This is a genomic window from Nocardioides sp. (genome assembly GCF_044226765.1).
Taxonomy (GTDB): domain Bacteria; phylum Actinomycetota; class Actinomycetes; order Propionibacteriales; family Nocardioidaceae; genus Nocardioides.
Genome location: NZ_JBGAGJ010000003.1, coordinates 27,391 through 48,095 on the forward strand (window position 1 = coordinate 27,391; position 20,705 = coordinate 48,095).

A 20,705-nucleotide genomic window follows, 5' to 3' on the forward strand; every position below is an offset into this window, starting at 1 on the left:
GCTCCCGGTCGAGTGGGAGCCACGGGCCGTTGGTCTCGATACGCCCGCTCGTTCCTCGCGGGCTACTCGACCACCGAGCCGGCGGTCAGCGCACGGCGTCGAGGGCGTCGACGACACCCTCGCCGAAGTAGCTGTTGTCCGTCGCCGGGCCGACGCACGGGGCGCCGGCGGTGGCGGCCGAGCAGGCCTTGTCGTCGGCCTCGGCGCGCAGCTTCGCGAGCATCGTGGCCGGTGACCAGCCCGGGTGGGCCGACTTCATCAGCGCCAGCACGCCGGCGACGTGGGGCGTAGCCATCGAGGTGCCGCTCTTGAGGCCGTAGCCGTTGTTGGCCACGATCGTCGACAGGATCCGCGAGCCCGGGGCGGCGACGTCGATGACGCCGAGGCCACGGTTGGAGAAGCCGGACAGGCGGCTCTCGGTCGAGCCGGCCGGATACTGCTCCAGCGACGAGACTGTCACCACGCCGTCGAGCTCGGTGGGGATGTCCTGGCAGCCCTTGTTGATGACGCGCTGGGTCGGCGTCGCCGCGTCGTCGGGGCTGGTGGCGTCGGTGGTCTTGTTCGCCAGGTCGTACGACGCGTTGCCGGCCGCGGCCGCGGACACGACACCCCGGTGGATCGACCACTGCACCGCCCGGTCGACGGCCGTCTTCGCGGCCGCCTGGTCCGGCTGGTCGGAGCAGTAGAACATGAACGGGTCGACGTAGTAGCTGTTGTTGGTCACGTCCATGTGGTGCAGGGCCGCCCACATGAAGCCGCACACGGCGTACTCGGGGTAGATGAACCCGTCGTCGTTCACGACCTTGACCGAGGCGAGCCGCACGTTCGGCGCGACGCCGACGATGCCGACGCCGTTGCGCGCGGCGGCGATGGTGCCGGCGACGTGGGTGCCGTGGTCGCTGGTGGTGGGCCACCAGCCGGTCGGCGAGGTGTCGGGCCGGCCGGCGTCGGAGCAGTTGACCGAGTCCGCGGTGTCGATGTTCGCGGCGAGGTCGGGGTGGTCGGGGTCGATGCCGCTGTCGAGCACGCCGACCAGCACGCTGCGGCGCCCGTCGGTGACCTGGTGGGCCTGGTCGGCCTTGATCATCCGCATGTCCCACTGCTCGCCCTCGCGCGGGTCGGGCGTGACCTCGGTGGTCGCCTCGCCCTTGTCGACGCGCTGCGAGCGGGCGGCGAAGGTGGCCGGCGTGCCCTCCGAGACGGGCACGGTGCGGGTGGCGCCGACCGAGAGCAGGGACCCGCGCGCCTCGTCCTTGACGTCCTCGCGGAACGTCGACGTGGTGGCGTGCGCGACGACGACGCCGATCTGCGGCCAGGCCTGCACGACCGTGCCGCCGGCCTCGGTGACGGCCCGCTCGACGCGCTGGACCTGGTTGGCGTTGGTGGTGCGGGCGTTGAGCAGGTACGACGACACCGCGCCGTCCGGCGTCTCGATCGGCACCGGCGTGGACGGCGGCTGGTGGTTGTGGTGGTGGGCGGCCGGCTGCGCCGTGGCACCGGGGCCGGTGACGGCGACGAGGGCAGCAGCGACGAGACCGGCGCTCGCGGTGGCGAGCAGAGCGGGCCGTCGCACGGACATGCGGACCATGAGGATCCCTTCCCGAGAGAGTCCTGCGCCGGATCAGGCGCAGGCGCACCATCCAACACGCTGTCGGGGCCGGCTGAGAAGAGGGTGTGGTCTAGACCGATGGTATGGACCGCCCGATAACCCCGACGGTCGCCCGGGCGTCCGACAGACTCCCCTCGTTGTCCGGGTCGTGAAGCAACGCAGGGGGAAGCGTGTTGTTCCGGTGGGATTCGGGGCGCGCGGCCTCGGTGATGCTCGTGGTGTCGGCCGTCGTCCTGGCTTTGGTCGGCCCGTCCGGCTCCGCCTCGGCGTCGAGGACGTTCGACACGAAGCCGGTGCCGACGGTCAGCGGGAGCTTGCGGGTCGGGTCGACCGTCACCGCGAACCCGGGGAGGTGGACGCCGCGGCCGACCAGCCTGTCCTACCAGTGGTACCTCGGCCCCAGAGCCGTCAAGGGCGCCACCGGCAGGTCGTGGACACTCCCTGGGGCTGCAGCCGGCAACCGCATCCACGTGACCGTCACCGCCCGCCGGGCGGGCCTCGCCCCGATGAGCAGAACCTCCGCTGCGAAGAAGGTGGGCCGCGGCCTGCTCGTCGGGTCACGCCCGACGATCTCCGGCACAGCGGCCGTCGGCTCGACGTTGACCGCCGTGCCTGGGACGTGGAGCCCCGCTGCCAGGCTCGGGTACCGGTGGAGCCGGAACGGCGCAGTCGTCAGCGGCGCGACGGGGCCGACGTACCGGCTCGGCTTTGTCGACGAGGCCGCGGCGATCGCCGTGACGGTGACGGGCACGGCGGCCGGTTACGCGGCCAGGTCGGAGACCGCGCAGGTCGTGACGGTCGCGGTGCCCAGCGTGTTGCGAGCCGGCGAGACGCTGCAGCCCGGGCAGTACCTGCACTCGCCCAGTGGGCAGTACACGCTGGTCCAGCAGAGCGACGGCAACCTCGTCGAGTACAAGGGGTCCACTGCGGTGTGGGCGTCGGGGACGCACGGTTCCGGCCTCCGGCTCGTCATGCAGGGCGACGGCAACGCCGTCGTCTACGACGGCGGCTCGGCGAGGTGGAGCACGGGGTCGTGGGGATCGGGTGGAACCCGGCTGGTGCTCCAGGACGACGGCAACCTGGTCGTCTACGACGACAAGGGCAAGGCCGTCTGGGCGCCGAACGTGGTCGGCTGGATCACGGTCTACGCCGGGTCCAAGGCGGGCAACGTCTCGGGCACCCAGAGCCAGTCGCAGCCGACGCTCAACAGCACGCAGTTCCGGGTCTATCCGGTGGGGACGCGGCTGCCGGTCGTCTGCGGGGTCACCAACGGGCAGGCGGTCGACGGGAGCGCGACGCCCGGCACCGCCAGGAGCTCGACCTGGCACCGGCTCCTCTGGGGCGACTGGGTGGCCGATGCGGACTTCAAGACGACGGTGGACGGTCTGGTCCCCAAGGGGGTCATCGGGTTCGTGGCCAACGAGCCCAACTGCGGTGGCGGCCAGACCACCACCCTCCCCGGCATGAACGGCTGGATCTACCCGATCCAGCCGCACGCCAAGCTCACCACCTACTCCGGCCACAACGGCGACGACTTCCCGGTGCCGATCGGCACGCCCGTCTACGCGATGTACGGCGGGACCGTGACCATCCCGCCCGCCTACCCTGTGACCTCCGCCTGGTGCCCGGTCCCCGCAGCGATCGGACGCGTCCAGCAGGATCTGCTCGTCACGTCGAACCGTGACGGTCACACCTACCGGTTCGACTACGCCCACATGCGCAGCTTCTCGGTGAGCAACGGCCAGGGCGTCAGTGCGGGGCAGCTGCTCGGGTACTCGGGGGACCGTGGGTGCGTCACGGGCCCTCATCTTCACATCGACATCAAGCTCGACGGCAAGGCGAAGCAGGTCTACCCACACAACCTGATCGGCTGGAGCTACTGACCGCGCCGACTACTGAGGCGTGATTTGAGACGTGTCTCGAACAGGGCCTTGCTTTCGAACGTATGTTCGGTTAGACTCGCGACATGTCCACCCCCGCCGCGACCGCAGCCGCGGTGGCCGGTGCGGCGTTCGGAGCGTTGGCGGCGGTCGACTGGGACGTGGTGCCGGCCGAGGAGCTGCCGGGGTTGGCCGTCGAGCTGGAGCGGATGCGGGCCCGGCTGGACGCCGCCCGACTCGAGGTGGCCGGCCGGCTGGAGCAGACCGGGGCGACGGCTGCGGTCGGGTGGGCGTCGACCAAGGACTTCCTGACCGCGGTCTCCGGTGGCCGCAAGGGCGCCGGCGGTGGCGCGCTGCGGCTCGCCGAGCGGCTGCGCCACCTGCCGCAGGTGCGTGGTGCCCTGGCGGACGGCTGGCTGTCGGCTGACAAGGCGCGCGTCATCGCGAACCGGGTGGGTCAGCTGCCGCGCGCCGATGCGGTGCGGCAGGCGGCCGCCCGGGTGCTGCTGGAGAAGGCGCGCGACCTCGACGCCACGGACCTCGACCACGCCTGGTCCGACGTGGTGGCCGAGATCGATCCCGACGGCAGCCTGTTCGGTGACGACCAGGAGCTGCCGCGGCGCGAGCGGGCCGCCCACCAGGCCCGGTTCCTCGGGTTCACCCCCGACGCGCTGGGTGGGGTCAAGATCACCGGCTACGCCGATGCCGAGAGCGTCGAGGAGGTCAAGGCGGCGCTGCTGCCGCTGGCGGCGCCGGTCACCACGCAGCCGGGCGCCTGTGGCGGTGTCTCGCGGCACCCGGCCTCGGGACCCGGCACGCCGTGCCCGGAGCCGGGCTGCGCTCACGACGGCCGCGACCCGCGCGAATTCGGTGCCCGGCTGTGGGACGCCCTGGTCGAGGCGTGCCGGCGGCTACAGACCGCCGAGGTGCTGCCCGAGTCGCACGGGGCGTCACCGCGGATGTCGGTCGTGGTGGACTTCGACAAGCTCAACGATGACCTCGCCGCCGCGGCGGGCTCCATGTCCGGAGGTCAGCCGATGTCGGCGTCCGCGGTGCGCCAGATGGCGTGCGACGCCGAGGTGATCCCCGTCGTCCTGGGCACCCACAGCGAGGTCCTCGACGTCGGCCGTGCCCAGCGCCTGGTGACCACCGGCATCTGGCGCGCCCTGGTCGCACGCGACCGGCACTGCGCCTTCCCCGGCTGCCAGCGACTGCCCCAGGCCTGCGACGCCCACCACGTCGTGCACTGGGCCGACGGCGGCCCGACCAGCCTGGACAACCTGGCCCTGCTGTGCCGCCGCCACCACGTCACCGTGCACCAGACCGCCTGGACCCTCACGATCGACCCCGTCACCCGAAGACCGGCCTGGCACCCACCACCTCTGAGCCACGACGGACGGATCACCTGGCACGTCGCACCGCCCTACCGGGCCGCCTGAGCCTGCCGGCTACTGGCAGTTGCGAATCACCAGGTAGGCGGGGGAGCTGCCGCACGCTTCCGCACGGTCAGCGGGTTGCGGGGCTTCTCTGCACTTCGCGCCTTCGACGCTGAGCTGGTGCCCGTTGTCCTGGTGCTCAGAGGGAGGCGCTCGGCGCCGATCGCCGAGCGCCTGGAGGTCGTCCACATCTCGACGGGTCTTTCTGGGTGCGGTCTTGCGCGCCGTCGCGGCGTTACCGGAGCAGCCGAGATCCGGTCACCCCTGGGACGTCATGCGGACGGTGTCACCCCTTGCTCCGTCCGCATGACCTCCAGAGTCCGCGCTGCGAGGAACGGCCCGATCTGGCGCGAGGTGTGGTCGTGGCAGCCGATGTCCGTGCACTCAGATGGCAAGGACAAGGAACTCCTCGCCCAACTCCTCCTCACGTGCCTCTCGGAGCCGTCGTCCCCCGGGTTCCGCCGCTGCCACTCGGCTTGGTCGCCAGCCCCCACTTCGCTGAACGCCCAGCCTGTTGGGGAAACCAGCAGCGTGCGCGATCGTGATCCCTAGACTGCCAGGGTGCAGAACGGCCGACAGGGGGCGCGGGTGGACCCGCTCATGCTCGCCAGCCTTGTCCTGGTCGGACTGTTCTGGATCGTCGTGCTTTCGCGGCCGTGGGACGTACACGGCGTTGAGGACTTCTTCATCTGGCTCCTTGTCCCGACCTACGTAGGGGTCGGGTCGTACGCCATGGCGCGGTCGTATGGGCGGCCGAACCTGACCGTCAAGCAAGAGGTTTGGACCCTCATGGGTCTCTGGACCTCGGCTGTTGCGCTGTGGACCGGACTCTTCCTACTCGTTGGGCTGCACGCAGAGCGCAACCCTGATACCGGATACCTGTTCAACGGCGTGGACCCGCTCGGCAGCCTCAGCCTCGCGCTCTTCGTAGGCACGATCTGCTTTGGCCTGTGGCAGGCTCCCGCCCTGGTCTTCCGTGCCTTCTGGCGAAAGTACGTGACACACGACAGCACTGAGACGAAGGCCCCGGCTCCCACCCTGAGTGACTAGACACGTTCGCCAGGAAGCCTGTTCCGACTGGACTCGGGGTCGCCCACCAGGCAAATCGCCAGGCATACGGTCTAGCTGTTCTGACCACGGACGTTAGGTACGGCGGGTCGGCTGGATCATGACGAAGACCTCCGGGTGAGGTGTGGAGCTACCACAGCAACCACTCTCACCACGGAGGTCTTCGTGTCCCACGCTAACGCGACCCTGACTCCTGCCGGGCGACTGCGGCTGGCCCAGTTGATCGTTGACCAGGGCTGGACCTATGCCAGGGCGGCCGAACGGTTCTCGGTTGCCATCACCACCGCGCGCCGGTGGGCCACCCGGTACCGCGAGTTCGGGAAGGCCGGGATGGTCGACCGGCCATCGCGGCCGCACCGCTGCCCGAACCGGCTGCCGCAGCGGGTCGAACGACGGATCGTGAAGCTGCGGGTGACCCGACGCTGGGGACCGGCACGGATCGCCTACCACCTGGGGCTGAACCCCTCGACCGTCCACCAGGTCCTGCGCCGCTTCGGATGTCCCCGGTTGAAGTGGACCGACCCAGCCACCGGCACCCGGATCAAGACCTCCTCGCGCGAGAAGAACCGCTACGAGCACCCCGCTGCCGGCGACCTGGTCCACGTCGACATCAAGAAGCTCGGCAAGATCCCCGACGGTGGCGGCTGGCGGGTCTTCGGCCGCGGATCCGCACAGGACCGACGAGCTGGCGGGCACCGTGATCGCGCGGCCCGCGCCGGCGCTGCGTCGTCGCGGGGCTACGTGTACCTCCACCACGCCGTGGACGACCACTCCCGGCTGGCGTACTCCGAGATCCTCCCCGACGAGCGCAAGGAAACCGCCGCGGCGTTCTGGAAGCGCGCCAGCGCGTTCTTCGCCGCCCACGGCATCACCGTCAAAGCCGTGCTCACCGACAACGGTGCCTGCTACCGCTCCCGGCTGTGGGCCAAGACCCTCGGCAAGCGGGTCAAGCACCGCCGCACCCGTCCCTACCGGCCCCAGACCAATGGCAAGGTCGAGCGGTTCAACCGCACCCTGCTCGAGGAGTGGGCCTACGCCCGCGTCTACCTCTCAGAGGCCGACCGCGCAGAGGCCTACCCCGACTGGCTCCACCACTACAATCACCACCGCGGCCACACCAGCCTCAACGGCAAGTCACCCATCGACCGCGTGCCCAACCTGCCCGGGCAGAACATCTGATATGTAGTGGCCGCCTGTCAAGAGCAGGGTGAGGCGCCCGTCCCGATCGTTGCGGGGCGGGCGCCTCGTGCTTCGCCGTCGTGGTTGCTGGTGAGCGTGTCGTTGGCGACGCGCGGTCAGACTGATATGCGCGGGTTGGTTACCGCAGGACGGTGCTTTCGGCAGGAGCGGGACCGCTTGTCTAGCGTCGAGCGTCGCGGACGAGGGTGTCGGCTGCTCATAGGTGTTTCGCGGGTCGCTCCACGCGCTGCCACCGGCCGCCGTGAACGACGAAGCAGATCGTGGTCGGCTACTCCTCGAGCACGGCCAGGGACCAGCACCAGCCGGCCAGTTCGCGGGCGATCGCGACGTTGGCGATGGTGGGCTTCTTCTTGCGGTCGATGAACTTCACCCACCGCTGGTGCAGCCGCCGGTTGCCCTCGTCGCCACGAACCCGAGCAGCTGCGGGGGCCAGGTCCCACCGATCCCGCATGGTCTTGCCCACGACGTAGCGGGCACGGTGGTGCCAGGCCGCCTCGACCAGTAGCCGACGCACGTGGGTGTTGCCGGTCTTGGTGATCGACCCCTGAACACGTGAGGACCCGGAGGAGTACTCGCTGGGCACCAGACCGACGAAGGAGCCGATGGTGTTGCCGGTGAACCGGTGCCAGTCACCAATTTCGACCGCAAGTGCGAACCCGGTCAGGGTGCTGACCCCACGCAGGCATCCGAGGCGGTGCACCAGGTCGGTGAACTCGGAATCGCCTGCCATCTGGCCGATCGCGGTGTCGAGCCGGTCCCGGCGAGCTTTGGCCGTCAAGACGTTCTCGTAGTCGGAGTCAAAGGTCAGCCGGGTCGCACGGCTGGTCAGCTGCGGGAGGGCTTGGTGCCGCAGCCAAGCGTCGTGCTTCCCGGTCCATGCCTGACCGCCGTAGTAGACGATCCCGTGGCGCAGCAGCAGCTTGGACAGCCGGTGCCGGGCCCGCATCAGGTCACCACGGCAGTCCTCGCGAGCACGGACCAGGTCGCGGGCGGCCTCTTGGTCCGCGGTGGGAGTCGCCACTGCGGTGATCTCGTCGAGTCGCAGCAGCCGGGCCAGGTGGACCGCGTCCTTGGCGTCGGTCTTGATCCGATCGCCCGAGGGCCTCTGCAGTTTCGATGGCGCCGCGACCACGCACCGGATCCCGGCTGCATCCAGGTGACGCTGAAGCCCGAACCCAGTCGGGCCGGCCTCATAGGTGACCGCCACCGGACCCGGCAGCTCTTCGATCCAGGACCGGATGTGCTCGTGCGAAGGGGTCAGCTTCGCTTGGACCAACTCGCCCGTGACGCCATCGATCGCCGCCGCCGCGACTGATCGTGCGTGCACGTCGAGCCCAACGCTCGTACGCTCGGTGAACACCGGGGCCTCCCACAACTGTTGGATAGGCCGAGCAGGCCAGCCCTACTCGGTAACCCACGACCATTTGTGAGTGGGGCCCCGGCCTACAACCCTCAGCAGCCCTGAGAGGTCACTCCATACCGTCTAGCCCGGGCCGGTCCTGCCGGCCTGCAGGTCCCTCAGCACCTGAGTCAGATGGTCCTGGTCGGCGCGAATCGTCTCCCGCTCGCTCTTCGGCGCCCGTCGCCACTGCAGGTCAAGGATTGCGTTGGCCTGCACCTCGTCGACGCCGAGACTGACCCGGAGAGCCGCTCGAGCGGCGTCGACATCTGCGGCGCTCACAAGCAAGCCCAGAACCATCTGCGGATCGTCCAAGGCCCGGGCCAAGGCCGACATGATGTGAAGTCGTCGCTCACACTCGGCAACGGCGGCGCGCCGCTCGTCGTCACTCATCGTCATGGCGGCTACATCGTGACTGGCCGCGCGCCCGTTCGCCACGTGAAGTCCCCAACGCACGGACCTGCCGCGATCTGCGCGGTTCAAGCAGCCGAGATCCGGGCGTCCGCCCCCCAGTGGTGAACCAGCCACCGATCGGCTGCTTGAGACGGTGGACAACACACCGCTGACCCGCACCTGCCCTTCTTCTGGCTCGAGGATCCGCATCTGCCGCGACAAGCGCGCACCCATGCCGATGCGAGGTCGGTGCACACGGTCGCTGCTGCGGTGTCATGGTCGCTTCAACCGCGGTATACGTCTGCGAATGCGTCAACAGCACCGCAGGGGTCAGGGCGGCGACGGAGTCATCGAGGCGGATCTCGCCCGCTGGTCGGCGAGCCGCCCGGCGATCATCACGAACATGGCGGCTGGGGCGGATCGGATGAGGGGCGCGGGTCAGGGCCGCGGGCGCCGCGACGGGCGGTCGCGCCAGGCGGCCGTCGACCAGAGTGCCCAGACCACCAGCACCGGCTGGAAGAAGAGGCGGATGAAGCGCGCGCGGTCGGTGTCGAGGCCGAACGCGTCGGTGTGCTCGGCGTACTGCGCGATGTTGCCCGGGAAGACCGCGACGAAGAACGCCGCAGCGAGGAGACCGATCCCGATGCGGCCGCGACCGAAGGCGATGAGGGCCGCGCCCAGCCCGATCTCCACGACGCCCGAGACGACCACCACCGGGTCGTCGGCGACCGGGAACCAGTCCGGCACCTGCGCGACGAACTCCTCGCGGGCGTAGGTCAGGTGGCTGATCCCGGCGAAGACCAGGATCGCGCCGAGCGCCACCCGGGCGACCGTGCGTGGCGCCGAGGTCGGCGGCGCGTCGAGGAGGGACATGGCTGCGAGCCTAGGAGGCCGCTCGGCGGACCACCCGCACCGCGCCCTCGCGGCGGGGGTCGGCGGCGGCGACCAGTCGGCCGTCGGGGCGCAGCAGCGTGGCGGCGACGCCGCCGTAGTACATCGTCAGCCCCTCGTCGCTCTCGCGCTTGACGACCTCGGTGGCCCGCCCGGCGTCGTGCACGTGAACGCGCGGGTGGTGCACGGCCTCCTGCAGCGGCAGGCCGCCGACGAACCCGGCCAGCACCTGCGCGATCGCGGTGGCGATCCGCCCGGCACCCGGCGAGCCGATCGCCAGCACCGAGCCGTCGGCGTGCCGGCCGACCGTCGGCGCCATGTTGGACATGAGCCGCGAGCCCGGGGGCAGGGTGTGCAGGCCCCTGCCGTTCAGCTCCTGCTCACCGAGGGTGTTGTTGAGCCAGATCCCGGTGCCGCGCGCGATCATCCCGGAGAAGTAGCCCGACGAGACGGTGACCGCGCAGGCCCGGCCCTCGGAGTCGGTCGCGGAGCAGTGGGCCGTCGACCCCGACTCCAGCGCCTGCAGCGAGGAGCGGTCGACCAGGTCGAGGTACGCCGTCGCGTCGGCCTCCAGGTCGGGCGCGGTGTCGAGCACCTGCAGCCGGTGAGCGAGGACGGCGCGCTGGACCCGCACCAGCCACTCGACGTCCTCGGGCGTCCACCGCTCGTGCGGGCGGCCGTCGAGCAGCCGGAGCATCGCAGCGACGCAGACCCCGCCGACCGAGGGCGGTGGGGTCGTCGCCAGGGTCCAGCCGCCCACCCGGGTGGTGAGCGAGTTGCGGACCGCGGGGGAGTATGCGGCGAGGTCCTCGCGGCCGAGGATGCCGCCGCGGGCGATCACGTCGTCGGCGATCAGCGCCGCCAGCTCGCCGGTGTGCAGGACGGCCGCGCCTTCGTCGGCGACCAGGTCGAGTGACCGTGCGAGGTCCGGGACCACGACCCGGTCGGTGACCACCTCACCCTGCTCGTCGTGCACGGCGGCCCGGCTGGCGTCGTCCCAGCCGAAGATCGAGTCGTGAACGTAGTCCAGGTAGTAGCGCGACGCCGCCGAGAGCCGGAACCCGCCGCGGGCCACGTCCGCCGCCGGCGCGACGACCTCGCGCCACGGCAGGCTGCCGTCGCGGGCGTGGGCCTGCTCGAGCGCGGCCACCGAGCCGTGGGCCGCGACCGACCCGGGGCCGATGGTGACGTCGACGCCGCCGCCGTACTCGGTGTGCACGTCCCACGTGCCGCCGCCGAGCTCGCGGCCGCGGCCGGGCATGTCCATCCAGCCGTCGACCGTGTACGGCGTCCCGCCGCTCGCCGGCTGCACGGTGACGAACCCGCCGGAGCTGAGCGAGACCAGCCCGACCTCGTTGACCATCGTCACCAGCGCGGCGGCGACGGCCGCGTCGACCGCGTTGCCGCCCGCGCGGGCCACCGCCTCGCCGGCGTCCGCGGCGGCCTCGTTGGGGGTGGCGATCGCGACGTCGGGCACGTCCTCACCGTATCCAGCGGTCCGTGCCCGGCGGTGGGGCAGGCTGGAGGGCATGCGCCCCCGTCTGGTCACCGCCGCCCTCACCGCAGCCGCCGCCGTGGCCGGCAGCCTCGGCACACGTCCCGCGAGCGACTGGTACACCTCGCTCGACAAGCCGGACTGGCAGCCGCCGCCGGCGGCCTTCCCGCTGGTGTGGACGCCGCTCTACGGGCTGATCGGGTGGGGCACCGGCCGGGCGCTCGAGCGCGCCCGGCGGCGGTCGCCGCGGGACGGGCGCCGCGTGCTCGCGCTGACCACGGCCGACCTCGCGACGAACGCCGGGTGGTGCTGGGTGTTCTTCGCGCGGCAGTCGCCGGGGGCCGGCCTGGCGGTGATCGCCGGGCTCGACGTCCTCAACGTCGCGCTCCTGCGCGAGGCCGCTCGGCACGACCGGAGGGCGGCGGCCGCGCTCGCGCCGTACGTCGCCTGGACCGGCTTCGCGACCGCCCTGAACGCCTCGGTCTGGTGGCGGAACCGGTCGAGGTGACCGACCGAGTCGGCGCGTCTAGAGGCTGACCCGCGCGAGGCAGGTCTCGCCGGTGGCGCGGTTGGTGGCGCGGAACGCGAACGCCGCACCGGCCGCGCCGGCCGGGCGGCGGGTGACCGAGAACGAGCCGCTCGGTCCGCGGGTGGTCGCTCGGCCGGAGTCGACCAGGACACCGTCTCGGCGCAGCGACCAGCGCCAGGTCTGGCCGGCGCGGTTGCTGTCGACCTCGGTCTCGACCTCGACCCGGCCGTCGTCGGGCTTGGCCTTGATCGTCCAGGCGGTGGCGCCCGAGCACGAGCCGGCCCGGCGTACGGCGTCCGAGCCCCCGGAGGCCTGGGCGGGTCCGGCGGCGAGCACCGGGACGGTGAGCAGGGCGGCTGCGGTGGCGATGAGTGTCGTCTTCATGCCCTCAGGCTGGACGGCCCGGGTGGGACCGCGATGAGATCGGGATGAGAGCGCTCTCACCCGCGTCGCGGGGGGCGCGGGACCAGCCGCGGCACGCGGTCGATCACGTCCTGGTACGTCGGCCGGCGCTCCAGGCTGCGCTTCTCCATCATCGGGATGCTGATGCCCTCGAAGAGCCCGACCATCGCGACCGCACCGACGAAGACCCACCACCAGTCCGAGGGCGAGGTCGCCAGGCCGAAGATCGCGAGGGCGAACCAGAAGGTCACCTCACCGAAGTAGTTGGGGTGGCGCGACCACCCCCAGAGCCCGCTGTCCATCACGTGGCCGGGCGTGCGGGTGCGCGCGAAGCGGTGCAGCTGGGTGTCGGCGACCAGCTCGATGGCCGCGGCCCCGAGTCCCACCACCACCGCGAGCGCGTCCAGCCAGCCCACCGGCCGCCCGGGGCGGGTGACCGCGACGTAGATCGGCACCATGCCGAGGAACACCTGCAGGGTCGGGACCAGGTGGATGCCGAAGAAGTCGACCAGGAACGCCATCGCGGGACTGCGGCCCTCCCGGAGCATCCCGTAGCGCCAGTCCTCGTGGTGCAGGCCCGGCCACGTGTAGATCCAGTTGCCGGTCAGCCGCACCGACCAGACCAGGATCACGCCCATCACCAGCCAGGCGCGCACGGGGTCCGGGTCGCTGACCGCCCACCAGTAGAGGGCGAGCGCCGGCGGCAGCACGCTCCAGTAGGGGTCGTAGAAGCTGGAGTTGTGGTGGAACCGGCTGAACGCGAAGACGACGACCGTCGCGATCACGTCGGCGACGAGCCCGTCCGCCCACAGGGCGCCGGTGCTCGGGCCCCAGGTCAGCCAGGCCAGCCCCAGACCGAACGCGACGACGTACGCCAGCAGGACGTGCGCCAGCGAGACGCCCCTGCCCGCCTGCTCCTGCCCGGTCCCCATCTCCCCGGGCCCCGACCGTAGCGGCCCGCGAGCGCACCGGCGGCCGAATGCGCGGGATCGCTGCGGGGTAAGGATGCGCATGGTCGATCAGGAGTCGTCTCGTCGGGTCACGGCACGCAGCGGCATCCTCCGGCGCAAGCCGGTGGAGTCCGTGGGGGACGGCGGGCTGGAGCGCAGCATCGGCCTGTGGCAGCTGACCGCGATCGGCCTCGGGGCGATCATCGGCGCCGGGATCTTCGCGCTCGCCGGGCCGGTCGCGAAGAACGACGCCGGACCGGCGGTGACGTTCTCGTTCCTCATCGCCGGCGTGGCCAGCGCGTGCGCCGCGCTGTCGTACGCCGAGTTCGGCGGGCTGATCCCGTCGTCGGGGTCGGCGTACACCTACGGCTACGCCGTGCTCGGCGAGGCGGTCGGCTGGTTCATCGGCTGGGACCTGCTGCTGGAGTACACCGCCATCGTCGCCGTCGTCGCGATCGGCGTCTCGCAGTACATCGCGTTCCTCGCCGACGCCGTCGGACTCGACCTGCCGGCCTGGATGCTGGGCGCGCCCGGCACCGGGGACGGCCACCGGATCGACCTCTTCGCGGTCCTGCTGTGCCTCGGGGTCGCCTGGCTGCTCAACCGCGGCATCCGCACCAGCGTGCGGATCGAGACCTGGCTGGTCGGGGTCAAGATCGCGATCGTGCTGGCGGTCGTCGTGGTCGGCGTCTTCTTCGTCGACACGAGCAACCTGACGCCGTACTTCCCCTACGGACTCAGCGGCGCGGCGACCGGCGCGGCAACCGTCTTCTTCGCGGTGTTCGGCTACGACGCGATGAGCACGGCGGCCGAGGAGTCCAAGGAGGCCGAGCGCAACCTGCCCAAGGCGATCATCTTGTCGCTGGCGATCGCGATGGTGCTCTACCTGCTCGCCGCGACGGTGCTGACGGGGATGGTGAAGTACACCGACCTCTCCGACACGGCCGCGTTCAGCGCGGCGTTCGAGAGCGTCGGGCTGGGCGGTTTCGCCAAGGTGGTCGCCGTCGGTGCGATCGTCGGGATCATCACCGTGCTCTTCTCGTTCACGCTGGGGGCCTCGCGGATCTGGTACGCCATCAGCCGCGACGGGCTGCTGCCGGCGTGGTTCGCGCGCACCAACGAGCACCACTCGCCGAGCCGGCCGGTCTGGATCGTCGGCGTCGTCGCGGCGGGCATCGCCGGGTTCGTGTCGATCGGGGACGCCGCGGAGCTGACCAACATCGGCATCCTGCTCGCGTTCGTCGTCGTGTCGGCGGCGGTGATCGTGCTGCGCTACCGCGCTCCGGACCTCCCGCGGACCTTCCGCACACCGCTGATGCCGTTCACCCCGTTGCTCGGCATCGGCTTCTCGCTGTGGCTGATCACCCAGCTGCAGCCGGCCACCTGGGTGCGGTTCGCCGTGTGGTTCCTGCTCGGCGTGCTCATCTACGCCGGCTACGGCTACCGGCACAGCAAGCTCGGGCACGGCGAGGTCGTGCAGACCAAGGACACCGCCTGAGGGTGTGTGGGCTCTGTCTGTCCTGGGGCGGGCCGTTGTCGCTCTGATCACTCCCGCCGCAGCTTCATCATGGTCTGTTGGTGAACCTGCACTTCCCATGGCGGGCACGCCGGGGGAGGTGCGGGTTCACCTGCATCCCCTTGATGAACCTGCGGCGACCCGCGGACCTGCCACTGCGGGCGTGACAAGCGGCGCTCGTGCACCCGCTCCTCCTCGACCGTGGGGACGAGGAGCTCGCGGCGAGCGACCCGGATGACCTGCTCGCCCTTTCCCACAAGCTCGTCGGTCCGGCGTCCGACCTGTGTCGGCGGATCGCTCAGCCGGGTGCAGGAGCCGCCTGATCTGCGAGACTCCAGCAGTGCCCGACGACTTCGTGATCGCGCGCAACCCGGAGGAAGGCACGTCGCTGCCGTACATCTTGCGGGTGCCGTACGGCGAGCGCGGGATCCTGCTGAAGGCTCGCGAGACGTGGCCGCGCACCAGCAAGGTCTACTGCCACCGGATGGAGGAGTGGCCGGCTGACGCGGAGATCGTCGAGCGCGTGCCCACCCGCGCCTGTGTCCGCCGCGGTGCGTCGATCGACCTGGTGCTCGACCGGGGCCGGGAGAACCGGTCGCAGTTCGTGATGTCCTTCGTGCGCGGGGGTCGGCAGGTGATCTTCTGGCAGACGGCCCGCACCACCAAGCAGGCTCGTCCGGCGGTTCGCACACCGACCGCTCGGGCCAGCGGCCTGCCGCGCGTCGACATCGTCGTCGACACCCAGGAGCGCTATGCGTGGTCGTTCCGCGACCACCAGGTCGAGACCACGCGGGCGCGCTTGGCCGCCGGCGACTACGCGGTGCTGCGAGGAGGTGAGGTCGTGGGCGCGGTCGAGCGGAAGAACCTCGGCGACCTGGTCAGCTCGCTGACGACGGGGAAGCTGAAGTTCCAGCTGGCGGCCCTCGCGTCGGTGCCGCACGCGGCGGTGGTGGTCGAGGACCGCTACTCCCAGGTGTTCCGCCACGAGGTCGTGCGTCCGGCCGTGATCGCCGAGGGGCTCGCCGAGTGCCAGGTCCGCTTCCCGCAGGTGCCGATCGTGTTCTGCGAGACCAGGAAGCTCGCCCAGGAGTGGACCTACCGCTTCCTCGGGGCCGCTCTGGCCGCTGCGGATCACGAGGAGCCGGCGACGGCGTACTTCGCCGACCTCCCGGCGGCGGCCCCGCTCGCGCCCCGAGAGCCGACCGCCGCGGAGGTCAGGGCCTGGGCGCAGGCACAGGGGCTGGCGGTCTCCGACCGCGGCCGGGTCTCCGGCGAGGTCCGCGAGGCCTTCCTGCGCGCCCACGACCCGCCGACAGGGCATTGACGGGTGCGGGCTGCCGGATCACTGCCGCCTTCAGTTTCATCATGGTCCGTTGGTGAACCGGCACTTCCCGTGGTGGGCACGCCGCCGGAGGTGCCGGTTGACCTGCATCCCTTGATGAACCTGCGGCGCCTGAGGAAGCGGGAGCACACTCAGACCGCGGCCTCTCAGCTCCGGCGGAGCCGCTCGACCTGCGCCTCGAGCCGGCGCACCCGGTCCTCGAGCTGCAGCACCCGGGCGATGCCGGCGAGGTTGAGACCGTCGGCGAGCAGCTCGCGGATCCGGTGGAGGCGGTCGATGTCGTCGGCGCTGTAGAGACGGGTGCCACCGGCCGTCCGGTCGGGCTCGAGGAGCCCGCGACGCTCGTAGACGCGCAGGTTCTGGATCTCCATCGACACCATGTCGGCGGCGACCGAGATCGCGAAGACCCCGCGGGAACGCGGGACGGGAGGGGGCGTCACGGTCTTGATTCTGCCTCACACTTGCGCTACAACAAAACCGTAACCAGCAATACAGATCCGGGCCCCTCGCGGCCCCCGGCAGAGAACCAGGAGGACTCCCCGATGTTGCTGCGCACCACCGACCCGTTCCGGGACTTCGACCGGCTGACCCAGCAGGTCTTCGGCACCACCAACCGTCCCGCGGTGATGCCGATGGACGCCTGGCGCGAGGGTGACCGGTTCGTGATCGAGCTCGACCTGCCCGGCGTCTCCGCCGAGAGCATCGACATCGACGTCGAGCGCAACGTGCTGACCGTCCGCGCCGAGCGGGTCGCCCGCAACGGCGACTGGGAGGCGCTGGCCTCCGAGCGGCCGCGCGGTGTCTTCAGCCGCCAGCTCGTGCTCGGCGACAACCTCGACCTCGACCGCATCGAGGCCGGCTACGCCGACGGCGTGCTGCGGCTCGTCGTCCCGGTCGCCGAGAAGGCCAAGCCGCGCAAGATCGAGATCTCGGGCGTCGGCTCCTCCGAGCACACCGCGATCCAGGGCTGAGGCCACCGAGCCGGACGAAGCCCAGTCCACCGCGCCGGCGTCCTCCCCACCCGGGAGGGTGCCGGCGTCCGGCTCAGCCCGAGCGGGGCGAGGGGACGACGGGCAGCGTGAGGTCGCCGGCGTACGCCGGGTCGCGGACGTAGGTGCCGCGCACCGCCGGGTGCCGCATGTAGGCCAGCCGGCTCGCCTCGTGGCGGGACTTGCGGGTGCCGTCGATGACCAGGCCCGTGACGAGCAGCAGGCACGCGACCATGACCAGGAAGCCGGCGACCACCAGCGTTGGCAGCCGCCAGACCATGCCCGTGTCCAGGTAGGCCAGGAACACCGGGACGGCGAGCAGGGTGGCGAGCGCGCCGAGTCCCGCCGACAGCATGCCGAAGAAGTGCATCGGCCGCTCGTGGCGGGTGAGGGTGAGGATGACGTTGAGGATCTTCCAGCCGTCGCGGTAGGTCCGCAGCTTGGACTCCGAGCCCTCGGCGCGGTCACGGAAGTCGACGTCGACCGTGGCCGACGGGATCCGCAGGGCGAGCGAGTGCACGGTCAGCTCGGTCTCGATCTCGAACTCCCGCGACACCGCCGGGAAGCTCTTCACGAACCGCCGCGAGAAGACCCGGTAGCCCGAGAGCATGTCGCCCATCGTGTCGCCGAAGATCCCGCACACGATGCGGTTGAGCACCCGGTTGCCCAGCAGGTGCCCGGCGCGGTAGGCCGAGCCGCGCCGGACGCCGACGACCTGGTCGAGGTTCTCGGTGACGAGCCGCTCGATCATCGCGGGCGCGGCCGCGGCGTCGTAGGTGTCGTCGCCGTCGATGAGCAGGTAGATGTCGGCGTCGATGTCGGCGAAAGCGCGCCGCACGACGTTGCCCTTGCCCTTGAGCGGCTCGCTGCAGACCGTCGCCCCCGCCTCGAGGGCCAGCTCGACGGTGCGGTCGGTGCTGGCGTTGACGCCCCTATAGGTCAAGACTCCGTTGGGACGCATCCACCTGCCGGGCGCGGTGGTCGGTCATCACGGCTTGGTAGACCTCGCGGGCGAGGTAGCGCTTCAAGCAGCGGATGACGTCGCGTTTCGACAACCCCTCGGCGGTGCGTCGGGCGACGTAGTCGATCGTCGGCTGGTGGAACCGCATCCTGACGATCACGGCTCGGTAGAGGGCGGCGTTCGCTTCGCGGTGGCCAGCTCGTGAAAGTCGGTGCCGGTTCGTCATGCCTGATGAGGCTGGGACCGGGCTGGTGCCGCAGAGCTTGGCGAAGGCAGCTTCGGAATGGACACGTTCTGGGTTGTCGCCGAAGACGATGAGCACCTCGGCTGCGGTGTCAGCGCCGATGCCCAGCCCCTCCCGCAGTGTCGGTGCGTGGGCGCGGGTGAGGTCGTCGAGGATCGTGTCGTGATCGCGGATCTCGGCGGCTAGCGCTTGGTAGCGCTTCGCGAGCGTTCGCAGCGCGTGCTTCGCGCTCGCAGTGGGTGAGGTAACCGCACCCGGACGCAATGAAGCGCAGCGATCGATGAGCACCTTGTCGGACGTCCCGGCGAGGTGCTCGCGCAGGTCCGCGGGGGCGGTGACGATGAGCGCCTTGAGCGTGACAATCGCACTGGTCCTTGCCTTGCGTGCGGTGTCCCGGGCGATCTTGATCTGCCGGATCATCTCAGCGGTCCCGTCGGCTGACTTCGGGATCGCCTTTGCTTGGCCACCGAGCACCGCCCGCGCGGCCGCCTCGGCGTCGAGACTGTCGCTCTTGCCGTTGCTGCGGCGACTGCGCCGGTCACCACGGTTGACCTCGATGACGCGGTGCCCGGCGCGGCGCAGGAAGCTGGCCAGGCCGACGCCATAGCTGCCGGTGCCCTCGACGCCGTAGGCGAGCACTCGACCGTTACCGGCCAACGAGGCTGCCCAGGCCTCGAGTTGCGCGTAGCCCTCGCGGTTCGCAGCGACATGCTGCGCAGCGATCCGTGCGCCGAGGTGATCCAAGGCGACCGCGACGTGCGCGTACTTGTGGGTGTCGACACCGATGATGATCTGCCGGCTGACTACCTGCTCGGTGGGTCCGACGGTCATGCTGGTCATGGCTGCCCTTCCTGGTCTGGCTGGGTGGTCGAAGCCAGCTGGTCGGGCGGGTAGGACAGGACTGTGATGAGGTCGGGTTTGGCGATCAGGCCCCTATTCGGTCACCGCCCTCCCGGCCAGCCGGTATGTGCGTTGATCGCCACCTGACCGGCGCCGACAGATCAACGCCAAGGCACCGCGGCCAGTCGTAAGCAAGGGTCAGACCCCGGCCAGGCAGCCCCCGATTCTGCTCACAGTCGTAGACGTAGACGGTGATGCCGGGGACCGCCGCGCGCAGGTCCGCCACGACGGTGGCCACCGCGGCCTGCTCGTTGTGGCACGGGACGATCGCCGCGACTCGGTAGCGCTCGGCCCACCCGGTCTGCTGGTGCGTCTCAGTCCAAGACATAGCGGTCCCCTGACCTGGTCGATGGTCCCGAGATCGCCATTGACCTCGCTAACGGGGGAGCGAACCGCGGGTTACGCGCCGGTAGACATCCGCCAGCCGGTCGACGTGGGCGTCCCAGGAGTACGCCGTCGCGACGTGCGCCCGGCCGGCGGCCCCCATCCGCTGCATCGTCGCCGGGTCGGCGACCAGCTCGCGCAGCGTGCGGCCCAGGTCGCCCGCCGCCATGTCGACGAAGCGGACCCCGTCGCAGGCGGTCCAGGGGGAGTGCAGCGCCGGGTCCTCGCGCAGCACCACGGGCAGCCCGGATGCCATCGCCTCGAGCACCGTCAGCGGGCACTCGCCGACCGAGGCGACCACCATGACGTCGGCGCCGGCGTACACCGCCGGCATGTCCGCTGCCGGGACCGGGCCCAGGAAGCGCAGCCGCGGGTCGTCGACCCCGGGAGGACGGTCGCCGCCCGCGAAGACGATCTCGTAGTCGTCCGACGCCGCGGCGGCCACGACGTCGAAGCCCTTCTTGGGGACGAACCGCCCGACGAACAGCACGACCGGCCGCTCGCGCCGGCCGTCGCCGGAGGCGAGCTCGGAGGGCCGGTAGCGCTCGGTGTCCACGCCGTTGCCGAGCACCTCCACCGGCGGACCGACCCGGTCGAGCCCGGTCGCCACGTGCTCGTCGATCGCCAGCACGGCAGCGGCGTGCGCGAGCACGAACCGCCCGGCGGTGCCCAGCACGACGCGCTGCACGAGCCGCACCAGCGCCGAGGAGTGGTGGACGAAGCCCACGTGGCGGTGCACGACGTACGGCGTGCGCAGCAGCACGCACCACACGGCCGCGACCCAGCTGCTGACGTAGAGGACGTCGTGCACGTGCACCACGTCGGCGCGGCGCACCTCGCGCGCCACGGCGGGCACGAGCCGGGGGGAGAGGAGCGGGAACGGGACGCCGAAGCGCTCCTCGAACCCGTTCCACGCGCGCACCCGCACCGTCCGGACTCCGTCCTCCACCCGGGTGCCGGGGCCGACGGTCCCCGCGCTGCTGACCACCGCCACCTGCCACCCCCGCGCGACCAGCGCGCGGGTCTCCGCGCCGACCACGGTCTCCAGGCCGCCGAGGTGCGGCAGCACCTGGTGGGCGACGTGGAGCAGCCGCGCCGGTGGATTAGACAGGGTCAC

Annotated in this window: 20 protein-coding genes; 8 read left to right on the forward strand and 12 right to left on the reverse strand. The window is 71.2% G+C overall.

Annotated features, from left to right (window positions below; all coding sequences use genetic code 11):
- Nucleotides 1–85 precede the first annotated feature (85 nt).
- Nucleotides 86–1,588 (reverse strand): S8 family peptidase, encoded by a 1,503-nt coding sequence (locus tag ACILRH_RS07745; RefSeq protein ID WP_395692133.1) that lies wholly within the window; start codon nt 1,586–1,588, stop codon nt 86–88.
- A gap of 91 nt (nt 1,589–1,679) precedes the next feature.
- Nucleotides 1,680–1,946 carry a hypothetical protein gene (locus ACILRH_RS07750; RefSeq protein WP_395692134.1) on the reverse strand — a complete coding sequence of 89 codons (267 nt, stop codon included), beginning with the start codon at nt 1,944–1,946 and terminating at the stop codon, nt 1,680–1,682.
- Between the two features lie 169 nt (nt 1,947–2,115).
- Between ACILRH_RS07750 and ACILRH_RS07755 the strand changes: the two genes are divergently transcribed.
- The 4 genes from ACILRH_RS07755 (at nt 2,116) to ACILRH_RS07770 (ending at nt 7,172) form a co-directional block, all read left to right on the forward strand.
- Nucleotides 2,116–3,492, forward strand: coding sequence for a peptidoglycan DD-metalloendopeptidase family protein (locus ACILRH_RS07755; protein WP_395692136.1), 1,377 nt, complete (start codon nt 2,116–2,118; stop codon nt 3,490–3,492).
- Nucleotides 3,493–3,575: 83 nt separating this feature from the next.
- The gene (locus ACILRH_RS07760) at nt 3,576–4,928 is read left to right on the forward strand and encodes a DUF222 domain-containing protein (RefSeq protein WP_395692137.1); all 1,353 of its coding nucleotides are present in this window, start codon (nt 3,576–3,578) and stop codon (nt 4,926–4,928) included.
- Between the two features lie 585 nt (nt 4,929–5,513).
- Nucleotides 5,514–5,975, forward strand: a complete 462-nt coding sequence (locus ACILRH_RS07765) for a hypothetical protein (protein ID WP_395692139.1) — start codon at nt 5,514–5,516, stop codon at nt 5,973–5,975.
- 183 nt (nt 5,976–6,158) lie between these two features.
- The gene (locus ACILRH_RS07770; protein ID WP_395692141.1) at nt 6,159–7,172 is read left to right on the forward strand and encodes an IS481 family transposase; all 1,014 of its coding nucleotides are present in this window, start codon (nt 6,159–6,161) and stop codon (nt 7,170–7,172) included.
- Between the two features lie 289 nt (nt 7,173–7,461).
- Here the strand turns inward: ACILRH_RS07770 and ACILRH_RS07775 are convergent, their stop codons facing one another.
- The 4 genes from ACILRH_RS07775 to ACILRH_RS07790 form a co-directional block, all read right to left on the reverse strand.
- Complete coding sequence (locus ACILRH_RS07775) at nt 7,462–8,553, reverse strand: IS110 family transposase (RefSeq protein WP_395692143.1); 1,092 nt, start codon at nt 8,551–8,553, stop codon at nt 7,462–7,464.
- A 123-nt stretch (nt 8,554–8,676) separates the two neighbouring features.
- A complete protein-coding gene (locus tag ACILRH_RS07780) occupies nt 8,677–8,985 on the reverse strand; it encodes a hypothetical protein (protein ID WP_395692145.1) in 309 nt (102 codons plus the stop codon).
- Between the two features lie 438 nt (nt 8,986–9,423).
- Nucleotides 9,424–9,858 carry a hypothetical protein gene (locus tag ACILRH_RS07785; RefSeq protein WP_395692147.1) on the reverse strand — a complete coding sequence of 145 codons (435 nt, stop codon included), beginning with the start codon at nt 9,856–9,858 and terminating at the stop codon, nt 9,424–9,426.
- A 10-nt stretch (nt 9,859–9,868) separates the two neighbouring features.
- Nucleotides 9,869–11,353 carry a gamma-glutamyltransferase gene (locus ACILRH_RS07790; protein ID WP_395692149.1) on the reverse strand — a complete coding sequence of 495 codons (1,485 nt, stop codon included), beginning with the start codon at nt 11,351–11,353 and terminating at the stop codon, nt 9,869–9,871.
- Between the two features lie 52 nt (nt 11,354–11,405).
- Here ACILRH_RS07790 and ACILRH_RS07795 point away from each other — a divergent pair, with 52 nt between their 5' ends.
- Entirely contained in the window at nt 11,406–11,879 is a 474-nt protein-coding gene (locus ACILRH_RS07795) for a TspO/MBR family protein (protein ID WP_395692150.1), read from the forward strand.
- A gap of 18 nt (nt 11,880–11,897) precedes the next feature.
- Here ACILRH_RS07795 and ACILRH_RS07800 read toward each other — a convergent pair whose 3' ends face one another.
- A complete protein-coding gene (locus ACILRH_RS07800; protein ID WP_395692152.1) occupies nt 11,898–12,284 on the reverse strand; it encodes a hypothetical protein in 387 nt (128 codons plus the stop codon).
- A 56-nt stretch (nt 12,285–12,340) separates the two neighbouring features.
- Nucleotides 12,341–13,234: a DUF1295 domain-containing protein gene (locus tag ACILRH_RS07805; RefSeq protein WP_395692154.1), complete on the reverse strand. Its 894-nt coding sequence runs from the start codon at nt 13,232–13,234 to the stop codon at nt 12,341–12,343.
- 79 nt (nt 13,235–13,313) lie between these two features.
- On the opposite strand from ACILRH_RS07805, the gene ACILRH_RS07810 reads away from it, so the two are divergent.
- Both ACILRH_RS07810 and ACILRH_RS07815 read left to right on the forward strand, forming a co-directional pair.
- On the forward strand, nt 13,314–14,750 hold the full coding sequence (locus tag ACILRH_RS07810) for an amino acid permease (protein ID WP_395692156.1): 1,437 nt from the start codon (nt 13,314–13,316) through the stop codon (nt 14,748–14,750).
- Nucleotides 14,751–15,108: 358 nt separating this feature from the next.
- A complete protein-coding gene (locus ACILRH_RS07815; RefSeq protein WP_395692158.1) occupies nt 15,109–16,092 on the forward strand; it encodes a histone-like nucleoid-structuring protein Lsr2 in 984 nt (327 codons plus the stop codon).
- Between the two features lie 164 nt (nt 16,093–16,256).
- Here the strand turns inward: ACILRH_RS07815 and ACILRH_RS07820 are convergent, their stop codons facing one another.
- Complete coding sequence (locus ACILRH_RS07820) at nt 16,257–16,550, reverse strand: MerR family transcriptional regulator (protein WP_395692159.1); 294 nt, start codon at nt 16,548–16,550, stop codon at nt 16,257–16,259.
- Nucleotides 16,551–16,652: 102 nt separating this feature from the next.
- On the opposite strand from ACILRH_RS07820, the gene ACILRH_RS07825 reads away from it, so the two are divergent.
- Nucleotides 16,653–17,081, forward strand: coding sequence for an Hsp20/alpha crystallin family protein (locus tag ACILRH_RS07825; RefSeq protein ID WP_395692160.1), 429 nt, complete (start codon nt 16,653–16,655; stop codon nt 17,079–17,081).
- Nucleotides 17,082–17,154: 73 nt separating this feature from the next.
- On the opposite strand, the gene ACILRH_RS07830 is transcribed toward ACILRH_RS07825, so the two are convergent.
- The 3 genes from ACILRH_RS07830 to ACILRH_RS07840 all read right to left on the reverse strand — a co-directional run bounded on the left by ACILRH_RS07830 (nt 17,155) and on the right by ACILRH_RS07840 (nt 20,705).
- Nucleotides 17,155–18,042: a glycosyltransferase family 2 protein gene (locus ACILRH_RS07830; protein WP_395692162.1), complete on the reverse strand. Its 888-nt coding sequence runs from the start codon at nt 18,040–18,042 to the stop codon at nt 17,155–17,157.
- Nucleotides 18,032–19,144 carry an IS110 family transposase gene (locus ACILRH_RS07835; RefSeq protein ID WP_395692163.1) on the reverse strand — a complete coding sequence of 371 codons (1,113 nt, stop codon included), beginning with the start codon at nt 19,142–19,144 and terminating at the stop codon, nt 18,032–18,034. The genes ACILRH_RS07830 and ACILRH_RS07835 overlap by 11 nt, the downstream gene beginning before the upstream one ends.
- 436 nt (nt 19,145–19,580) lie before the next feature.
- The gene (locus tag ACILRH_RS07840; RefSeq protein WP_395692165.1) at nt 19,581–20,705 is read right to left on the reverse strand and encodes a glycosyltransferase family 4 protein; all 1,125 of its coding nucleotides are present in this window, start codon (nt 20,703–20,705) and stop codon (nt 19,581–19,583) included.

What these genes read in the sequence shown, in the direction of transcription:
- ACILRH_RS07745 (WP_395692133.1), bottom strand. Translation starts at nt 1,588, where the DNA reads ATGGTCCGCATGTCCGTGCGACGGCCCGCTCTGCTCGCCACCGCGAGC.
- ACILRH_RS07755 (WP_395692136.1), top strand. Translation starts at nt 2,116, where the DNA reads ATGAGCAGAACCTCCGCTGCGAAGAAGGTGGGCCGCGGCCTGCTCGTC.
- ACILRH_RS07760 (WP_395692137.1), top strand. Translation starts at nt 3,576, where the DNA reads ATGTCCACCCCCGCCGCGACCGCAGCCGCGGTGGCCGGTGCGGCGTTC.
- ACILRH_RS07780 (WP_395692145.1), bottom strand. Translation starts at nt 8,985, where the DNA reads ATGAGTGACGACGAGCGGCGCGCCGCCGTTGCCGAGTGTGAGCGACGA.
- ACILRH_RS07785 (WP_395692147.1), bottom strand. Translation starts at nt 9,858, where the DNA reads ATGTCCCTCCTCGACGCGCCGCCGACCTCGGCGCCACGCACGGTCGCC.
- ACILRH_RS07795 (WP_395692150.1), top strand. Translation starts at nt 11,406, where the DNA reads ATGCGCCCCCGTCTGGTCACCGCCGCCCTCACCGCAGCCGCCGCCGTG.
- ACILRH_RS07800 (WP_395692152.1), bottom strand. Translation starts at nt 12,284, where the DNA reads ATGAAGACGACACTCATCGCCACCGCAGCCGCCCTGCTCACCGTCCCG.
- ACILRH_RS07805 (WP_395692154.1), bottom strand. Translation starts at nt 13,234, where the DNA reads ATGGGGACCGGGCAGGAGCAGGCGGGCAGGGGCGTCTCGCTGGCGCAC.
- ACILRH_RS07810 (WP_395692156.1), top strand. Translation starts at nt 13,314, where the DNA reads ATGGTCGATCAGGAGTCGTCTCGTCGGGTCACGGCACGCAGCGGCATC.
- ACILRH_RS07825 (WP_395692160.1), top strand. Translation starts at nt 16,653, where the DNA reads ATGTTGCTGCGCACCACCGACCCGTTCCGGGACTTCGACCGGCTGACC.
- ACILRH_RS07835 (WP_395692163.1), bottom strand. Translation starts at nt 19,144, where the DNA reads ATGACCAGCATGACCGTCGGACCCACCGAGCAGGTAGTCAGCCGGCAG.